Annotated in this window: 4 protein-coding genes and 3 pseudogenes; 2 read left to right on the forward strand and 5 right to left on the reverse strand. The window is 68.0% G+C overall.

Annotated features, from left to right (window positions below):
- Positions 1-379 precede the first annotated feature (379 nt).
- The 4 genes and pseudogenes from ACZ53N_RS35335 to ACZ53N_RS35350 all read right to left on the reverse strand — a co-directional run bounded on the left by ACZ53N_RS35335 (position 380) and on the right by ACZ53N_RS35350 (position 6,100).
- Entirely contained in the window at positions 380-1,468 is a 1,089-nt protein-coding gene (locus ACZ53N_RS35335) for a terpene synthase family protein (protein WP_469144848.1), read from the reverse strand.
- A 241-nt stretch (positions 1,469-1,709) separates the two neighbouring features.
- Positions 1,710-3,026, reverse strand: coding sequence for a prenyltransferase/squalene oxidase repeat-containing protein (locus ACZ53N_RS35340; RefSeq protein WP_469144849.1), 1,317 nt, complete (start codon positions 3,024-3,026; stop codon positions 1,710-1,712).
- 587 nt (positions 3,027-3,613) lie between these two features.
- Positions 3,614-4,221 (reverse strand): annotated as a pseudogene (locus tag ACZ53N_RS35345) (1-deoxy-D-xylulose-5-phosphate synthase N-terminal domain-containing protein).
- A 907-nt stretch (positions 4,222-5,128) separates the two neighbouring features.
- Positions 5,129-6,100 carry a terpene synthase family protein gene (locus tag ACZ53N_RS35350; protein WP_469144850.1) on the reverse strand — a complete coding sequence of 324 codons (972 nt, stop codon included), beginning with the start codon at positions 6,098-6,100 and terminating at the stop codon, positions 5,129-5,131.
- A 512-nt stretch (positions 6,101-6,612) separates the two neighbouring features.
- Between ACZ53N_RS35350 and ACZ53N_RS35355 the strand changes: the two genes are divergently transcribed.
- Positions 6,613-6,825 carry a DUF6354 family protein gene (locus ACZ53N_RS35355; RefSeq protein WP_469144851.1) on the forward strand — a complete coding sequence of 71 codons (213 nt, stop codon included), beginning with the start codon at positions 6,613-6,615 and terminating at the stop codon, positions 6,823-6,825.
- A gap of 176 nt (positions 6,826-7,001) precedes the next feature.
- Positions 7,002-7,859, forward strand: a pseudogene (locus tag ACZ53N_RS35360) (helix-hairpin-helix domain-containing protein); the annotation flags it as partial.
- Here the strand turns inward: ACZ53N_RS35360 and ACZ53N_RS35365 are convergent.
- Positions 7,837-7,968: pseudogene (locus ACZ53N_RS35365) on the reverse strand (IS5/IS1182 family transposase); the annotation flags it as partial. The pseudogenes ACZ53N_RS35360 and ACZ53N_RS35365 sit on opposite strands and share 23 nt — an antisense overlap.
- Between the last annotated feature and the right edge of the window lie 234 nt (positions 7,969-8,202).

Genomic DNA, 8,202 nt, shown 5'->3' on the forward strand with positions numbered 1-8,202 from the left:
CCTTCTCGACGTCTGGTGTGAAACCAACAACCCCCCAACAAAAAAAAGAGGGGACGGGAGGCCCCCCCCCCCCCCCCCCCGAGACCGGCCGGTGCGGCACCCGAGTGCCGGGCCCACAAGGTCGACACATCGGTCGCGGACCAGGCCGAGGACCTGGTGTCCGGGGCAAAGTCCGAACCCGGCCCGCTGCCGGCGATGGTGGTGGCCATTCCTTCCCACCGGTTGCCGCTGGTGGCCCCGTCCAACCGGGGAGTGGGAGCGCCCTGCCGGCCGAGCTCGGCTTCGGCTCGGGCATGACGTGCTGAGGCACCTACGGGACCACGCCCGCGGCCCCTCGGCGCCAGCGGGCCACAAGCATGGGTACGCGGAACCGCAACGTTCAGGTCAGCAAATTGAACAGGGGGCCCAGTGCCGGGCATGGCGCCTTGTCGAGCCGCGGCGGCGGCACCGGCGTCTGGTGCTCCTCCGGCAGCAGCGGCCGCATCGGATTGGTGTCGCCGGCGTACCGGGTGGTGTAAAGGGCCCAGTCCATGTTGCCGCGCAACATCCAGTCGAGTTCGTCCAGGAGAGTGCGGGTGGCTTCGCCGACCTGAGGTTTGAGCTTCTCTCGCAATTGCAGGAAGAGCTCCATGACGAGGTTGACGAGTTCGACCGCCGGAGGCCCAGCCTTGCACGGTGGAATCCCCAGGTCATGTGCGACGGCGTTGATGAGGTTGTAGGCCTCGTCGGGACCGTCACTGGCCCATCCGGCGAAGTCGAGGTGGAAGTGAGCCAAAGTGCCGGTGAGGCGGTAGAGGCCCTGCATGATGGGATGTCGTCGTTCGTTCTCCGGAATTGTCAGCCGATTACAGACCTCCTCCATGGTCGTGAAGGCTCCCGTGTACTTCGCGCCGCTCAAAAGCCGTCGAATGTATTCGTCCGCCCCGCAGTGTTCCGCGCGGACCGCGTAGCCGATTTCGGTCGCCGTCTCGCGTAGGCCGCGCTCAAGGCCCTTCATCACTCCACGGACGGCCGCCGGTGGCGCATGCTCCTCGCCGTAGCGGCGCAGCGCCCAGATGTAGGCGCTCAGCGGGTGTAGGCGGTCAGGATCGGGGATGTCGAGAGGGGTGAGAAGAGCATGCCGTTGCTGCGGTGCCACCTCGGCGTACCGCTGCTGCCGGTCCTGCACGGTCCCCCGGTCGTAGAGGTCGTCGGAGAGGAGGAGCCATGACGATACGGCGCTGAACCAGACGCGCAGATGCTGGGGAACGCGTGGGTTGAAACACATGTTCGCTGAATAGGCACAGGAGTCGAGGATGTCGTGATCCCGTGCACCGAGATACCCGGTGTAAGGCCGAGCCCATTCCCGAGTGCCTTCGACGATATCCTCGTAATCGTGGGAGTAATCGAGCGGGGGAAGCGGGAAGTGCAGGCGCAGCTCGTCAGAGGGCTGATGGCCACGCATCCGCAGAGGCTCGGTAGCCGACATGTCGTCTTCCTTTCCGTGCGGGGTGCTGTTGCCGGTGGTGAGGTGTCCACGGGGCCTTGAGCGCGTACGCAAGCGCCGGTGCGGTTGTTTGGCCTCAGGCGTACCGGCTTGGCCACGGCTCCCCACGCCCACGGTCGTGTAACCCTCCACGCACCGTGCGTGAACCGCCTGAACTGGCCGACCCGGGGGCCGTCTTCAATGGGGGCCAAGTGCCGGGCCGGGCGATTGCTCTCTCCGAGTGTCATGGACCGTTGGGTGGTGTGGTCGTCCGTGCCGCCGCGCGGTGGCCGGCGAGGGCGCGCAGTGCGTAGATGCTCGGGAGGATTTTGAAGTCGATGGGGATGAAGCGGGGCGAGTAGGTGTCGGGGGGTGCGGTGAAGCTGCCGTCGGGGTTTTGAACGTTGAGCAGGTAGGTGGCTGCGCGGGCGGCTGCCGGGTGGTCCGGGCGGGTCCTGGCGAGGGTGCAGAGTGCGAAGGCGGTGCTGGTGGGATCGCTGGGCTCCCCAGGCTGCTGGCCCCAGCCGCCGTCGGGGTTTTGGCGGCGGCCCAGGAACTCGGTGCTGCGGCGGACGGCGTGGCGTGCGGCCTGCTCCAGCAGCGGCTGCAGACGGCCGTGGGTGATGGCGCTCTGCATGCCGAGGCAGGCGCGCAGGATGACGTTGGCGTCGCTGGCACTCCAGTTGAGGGAGAAGCCACCGTCGGCGTGCTGCTGGTCAATGACGAACCGCACAGCGCGCTGCACTTGGGCGGTGTGGATCGGCTGGGCGGACAGGATCGTAGCGGTCTCGCCGGTGATGGAGGTTTCCGAGGGGTTCCCGTGCTGGTAGTTGGGGACGCCGCCGTCAGGGTTCTGCATGCGACACAAGTAGGGGTAGCCGCGCCGCAGGTGCTCGGTGTAGCGGGGGTGGGGGGCCGATTGCAGCGCCTCCATGACGAACGACGTGGTCTCGACATCCGTCTGCGTAGTGGCCGCGTTGTAGACCCAGCCCCCGGTGACGTCCTGGCGGGCGGCCAGCCAGTCGGTCATGCGGTCGAGGAGGGCCGGGTCGGCGTCGGCCTCGGCCAGTGCCGTGGCGGTGAGGGCGGTAATGGTGACGTTCATGTCGGGGCAGAGGCTGAATCCGCCGTCGTGTCGTTGGGCGGCCAGGAGCGCGGTGCGCCCGTTCCGGGACTGCTGCTGGTAGGCGGGGAAGCCGTGGAGTGCGGTCAGGACCAGCAGGTGGACCAGTATGTTGCCTTCCCAGATCCGGTCCGGCCGCAGCAGGGAGGCTAGCAGCCGCAGATCGTCGTGCCGGATCCATTCACCCTGTTTTCCGAGAGCGCGGGCGAGGATCACCTTGCACGCCGTCATCTCCACCTGTTTCCAGACCTGAAGGTCACCTGCTTCGAAGATCTCCGCCGGTGTCGCAGTCGCCTCACCGGTAGCTCCCACTGCATAGAGCACCGCCTCCAGGAGCACGCGCTTGCGGCCGGCGGTGAAATGATCGATGTCCTTGGTGATCTCCTGGACCAGGACGGATCCGTTCGGCACGGGGAAGCCGAGTGCCGCTGTGGCCAAGACGGCGTCAAGCCGGGACGCGGCGGATGCACGTGTCTTCTCCAAGTAGACGCGCAGCGGTTGCCGGACGTCAGGCTGGGTCTCAGGTGCTTCGAGGAGGCGCAGGGCGAGCGCCGATTCCAGGACCCGACTTTCACAGGGTGCGTGGACGCCACCGTCAGGGTTGACCCATCCGGTCAGATGCTCGATGAGGCGATGCCGACCGGCACGGAACCGCCGGATTCCTCCCTCGGACCTTACCGCGCCCATGACCGGGCGCCTTCACAGAGAACTCGCCCCGACCGACCGGTTGTTGCAGGGTGCCCTGGAGCAGGCACTCCATGGAGGAAGAAACCAGGTTTCACCAGAACGCTCCTCTCGCGCTGTCGCAACTGTGGTGCCGTACGGCTCGACTTCACGGGCAAGCCGAAGTGTCGGCACTCTTCGGCTGCTGTGACCGCTTGTACGTCGTCGTGGCGCGTGGTCGGTCACGCCAGGGCGCTGTCGGCCATGCCGTGGGCAAGGGAGGCGCCGGAGGTGACGGCCGATCGTGTGTCACACACGGCAGCCCAGATATCTGCGAATTCGCTGGACCAGTGAGTCGTTTGCTATTGGCCTGCACAGCGACGAGTGCGGTCCCGACGAGGCGGTCCATGTTGGAGGAGTGCGGGTAACCGACGACAACGCCTGGCCGGCCTCGCCCCTGAGCTGCCTGATGGCGGTCTAGTGGTTCCAGGCGGTGTATTCATCGCCACAGCCATCGGATCAAGGTATTCGGCGATCAGCGCGCCGTCGCCGCTGACCGTGACGACTGCCCGGTCGCCGTCTTCGGCCAGGGCATGAGCCGTAGCCGGGCCGCCGGTGCAGGACAGGGCGGTGGAGGCCCACGGGTTCTCGACGATGTCGTGCCGGGACTCTTCGCGGGAGAGGTAGCCGGGCAGGCCGCCGGCAGCGCACAACCCGCCAAAGCTGATCCGATGGCCCGCCAGGAGCCGGTGAGGTACCTCTGATGGACGGAGTCGAACAGGATGCCGTCGTGGGGAGAGTAGAAGACGCGGTGCAGCGCGATCGTCAACTCGACCACCCCCAGGCTCCGCTCCAGTCGCTCGCCTGAGGCGCATACCATCGCCACAAGAACAGCGGCGAATGTCCAGACCGGTGCGGAAAGCACCCACTCCGGCAGCACCCGCAGGGCCTTCGGGACCGCCTTGGGCATCAGGAACCCGGGCACATGCGTCGCATTGATGGTACGGACTCTTCATGAAGGGTCTCTCCGCCGTGATGCATATCGTTGGCCGTCAGTGGGCCCATGGGGCACGGCGCCGTGAGGGTGTGCGCCCGGCCGGTCCCTCACCGTTGACCAGTTCCCATACATGGCGCCGGATCCGCGAGTGGTCCCTACGGGGCGTGGGGGTGTCCACCGTTTCAATATGCCCTGCTCTCAGCGGACGATATGCGGGCAACCGAGTGCACTCACCGCCGTGGGGAAGCGCGGCGGTGCCCCCGCGGACGCCGTTGTGCCCCGCCCGGCGGCCAACGCGGCGGCGCGCACCACCCGGGTCGGAGCCGACCCGTCCGCGCCGGAGCGTCGGCGCGTCCGCGAGCGGTGTCACCGGTGGAAGGAGCCGAGGCGAACCCTTGCCGGGTGAGAGCGGTGTGGAAGGACCGTTCGAGAGAGCAACCGTTGCACATCAGCACCAAGAGGTCACGGCCGGTGCCAGTGCTCCGGGTGAAGGTGCATACCGGTGGATCGGCGTCGTGGTTCGACACTCCTGGCGCCAGGGAGTGGCCCCGTACCCTCCCGGGTCGACGGCCTGAGCACCTGTGACATCGTCAGGTGCCCGTACGCGTCGGTCAGCCGTCGGGCCCATGCCATGTGCACGGCCTCGAACCGGAAGCCGGTATCGGTCCCCATGGCGTCGAAGAGTACGCCCAGCAGGGCAGGCACGCTCACGGCGGCGGTGAATCGGGACGTCGCGCGCCAAGGGCCGGGTAGGTCGCTCTCGACCATGACGGGGTAACAATCGGGTGGGGGGACCGGCGCCAAAGGGACTCGGCGACAAAGCATAAGGCCTGTTCGGATTCTCGGTCTTGTCGAGAGGTACGGCGAAGGTTAGGGGCTTCTACCCGGCTTCGTGCTTGCTGTACCGGGGAAGGTTCCTCGCCCAGGGTTCGCAGTTGGCCATCCACTCCTGCAGCCGGTCCAGGAACGACTCGAGGTCAGGATGGCACCCGGCTCCCAAGTGGGGCAGGCGGGCCCGCAGATCGACGAAGGCGTCGGCGTCGGCCCGGATGATCTCCGCGGCGGTATCGACGGCGTTCTGGAGGGTGCAGCCGCGTTCGGCCCGGATGACCGTGACGATGTTGGACATGGTGCCTTCGTGGAGATCCTTCGACACGGTCACGATGTCCGTGTACCTCGCGATGTAGTCCGCGGCGATTTCTTGGAGGGTCTCGACCGCCGGGTGCGCGCGGATCCAGGAGGGAATGCACAGCCGATGGGCCAGGATGTCGAGTTCGAATAGGGGCTCCGGTCCGCTCTTCACGACTTTGATGCGGCGGTATTCCGCCAACGAGGGTGTCCGGCCACTCCGGTGGACGTCGATTTCCCACAGGCGGGCCGTCATGTTACGGCCGAAGTAGTGAGGGAGCCGGGAGTCCGTCCAGCCGGGACAGTACTCGTCCAGTCGCTCCCTGAGGGAGGCGGTCAAACGCGTGGGCACCGGATCGTCGGCCGCGACGGGCTCGCCGCACAGGACCCGGACAGTACGGCGGCAGAAGTCCACCGCTTCCGCGGTTTCCCGGAACGTGCCGTCGGGCCTGCGGTCGCACCAATGGTCGCTTGTGAAGTAAATCGCCCAATACAGCTGCATAAGCCAGTTGCCTTCGGTGGTGAGTCGCGGGGACAAACGCGCCGTGAACTCGCCCAGGCGGAGCTCGGCCAGCATCTCGGCGAGTGCAGGGTTGTCGTCGAGGTCATGTACCAGAGCCGCGATGTCGCGCCCGACGCCCTCGGCGGCCGGCTGCGGCTGGTCGCACGTGCCGGTGAAGGGGCAGTAAAGGTCGGGAATGGAGAAGCGGGTTTCGGCAGACATAGTTGTCCTTCGTTTGTCGCGGGCTGTGGGGCGTGCGCGGCCGTCCGTCGGGCGTTGTGACGAGGGCGCGCGGTACGTAGATGGCGGGGAGGGCTTCGAAGCCGACGGGAATGCCGTCGGGTGAGGAACCGACGAGGGGGCCACCCGCCTGAGCCTGGGCTGCCCAGGCGGGTGGTCGTGCTTTCTACTGCTTCTTGGTCTCGGTCGGCCGCGACGAAGGTGAGGACGGAGGCGGTGCTGGCACGCCGACCAGTGCTGCGGCGCACGGTCTGTTCGATGGGTGGCCGCGGGCGGCACTAGGCGACTGCGGGTGGTGGCGTCCTGCCGACCGTGGCAGGTATATGCGGGGGGACCACCAGTGCACCGCATACCTGCGCGGCCGTCCAGGGGGCGCGAATGAGACCGGCCTCCCGCGCCCTTGTTCCTCCTCCCCCCCCCGTGCTCACGGTAGTCAGCGAGTACGGCACCACCCGCCGCCTGCGGGTCACCGGCTTCGAGGGCGACCGCGCGGTGTGCCGCGTCGAGCACAACCTGGGCGGACCGGCCGGCAAGATGATCAAAATCGCGCGGAGCCGGCTCAAGGCGCCCGGCTTCGTCTGCTGGAGGACACCGTCCCCGAGGAGGACCTGGAGCTGTACACCCGGCTCCTGGACGCCCTCTCAGCCGTCCACCGACCCGACACCTCCCGGACCGTCTACGCCCGCGCCGCGCTCTCCGCCGAGTGAGCTCCGGTGGCGACCACACCCTCGTCCGCCGACCATGCCGACGCGGCAGGTGACAGGTGGCCCCTCCTGGTACGGGTGACCGGCGGACGACTCGACCGTGGACGCCTTGACGATGGTCGGCAGCCCGTCGAGCTCGCCTGCGACCGGCTCGCCGCCCTGAGCGACCTGGACAACCCGTGGCGTTCGCCGTGCCCGCCCTGCAGTCGGCCTACCTCAAGACCCACCACCCCGCCGCGTTCCTCGTCGGCCTGCTTGAGCACGACCGCGGCATGTGGCCCGCCCGCGTGCTGATCGCTGACTTCCGGCGCCGCGGTGTCCCGGCCCTGCCCGTCGACATCAACCGCTCCCACCCCTCCCACCAGGTCGAGAAGACCGAGACGGGCGTGTGGGCGGTACGCCTCGCCCTCAGCACGGTCAAGGGCATCACCGAAGCGGACGTCGCCCGCATCGCCGCAGGCCAGCCCTACGTCTCCCTCCAGGACCTGTGGCAACGGGCCCGCCCCGCCCTGCCCACCGCCCAGCGCCTGGTCGAGATCGGCGCCCTCGACGCCCTGCGCGGCACACTCACCCGCCGCGACCTGCTCCTGCAAACCACCGAGCTCCACCGCCACACCCGCACCCACCACCCCGCCGCCGGTCAGCGCCCCCTGGACGGCACCCTTGTGACCGCCCAGCCGTCCGGCCTGCCGGAGATGACCAGCCGCGAAGCCCTCACCGCCGAACTGAATACCCTCTCCATCGACGTCTCCCAGCACCTGATGGACCACCACCACCGGCTCCTGCGCGAGATCGGCGCCACTACCGCCGCCCGCCTGCGCACCCTCCACCCCGGCCAGACCGTCCTCGTCGCCGGCGTGCGCGCCTCCACCCAGACCCCGCCCATTCCCTCCGGCAAGCGAATCATCTTCGTCACGCTCGAAGACGGCACGGGCCTGGTGGATCTCGCGTTCTTCGACAACACCCACGACCGCTGTGCCCACACGACCTTCCACTCGGGGATATTGCTGGTCAGAGGCACGGTGGAGGCCCGCGGCCGTCACCACCTCGCTCGCGCACCGCCCGCAACAGCCGCTCGAACTGCCCGGCCCGCAGTCCGGTGAACGTCTCCACCCACACCCGCTCGGCCCGCAACACCCCAGCCATACGGGAAAGATGCCTGCTCACCGGGTTGCGGAACACGCTTTACGAGCTCGTGCATGGTTGGCTGTGGTCGCTTGGCGGAAGCACTGCTGTGTGGTGGGGAATGAAGCGCGTGCGTTGATCGTCGGCAATGAGAGAATCACGGGGCTGTCGCCCGAAGTGATCGCCGAACTCGTTGCGAAGCTAGGTCCGTTGTGACACGAGCGTCATCGGGCCAGGCTCGTCTCCCGGGACCGT

It is taken from the genome of Streptomyces sp. NPDC033229, from assembly GCF_055576875.1.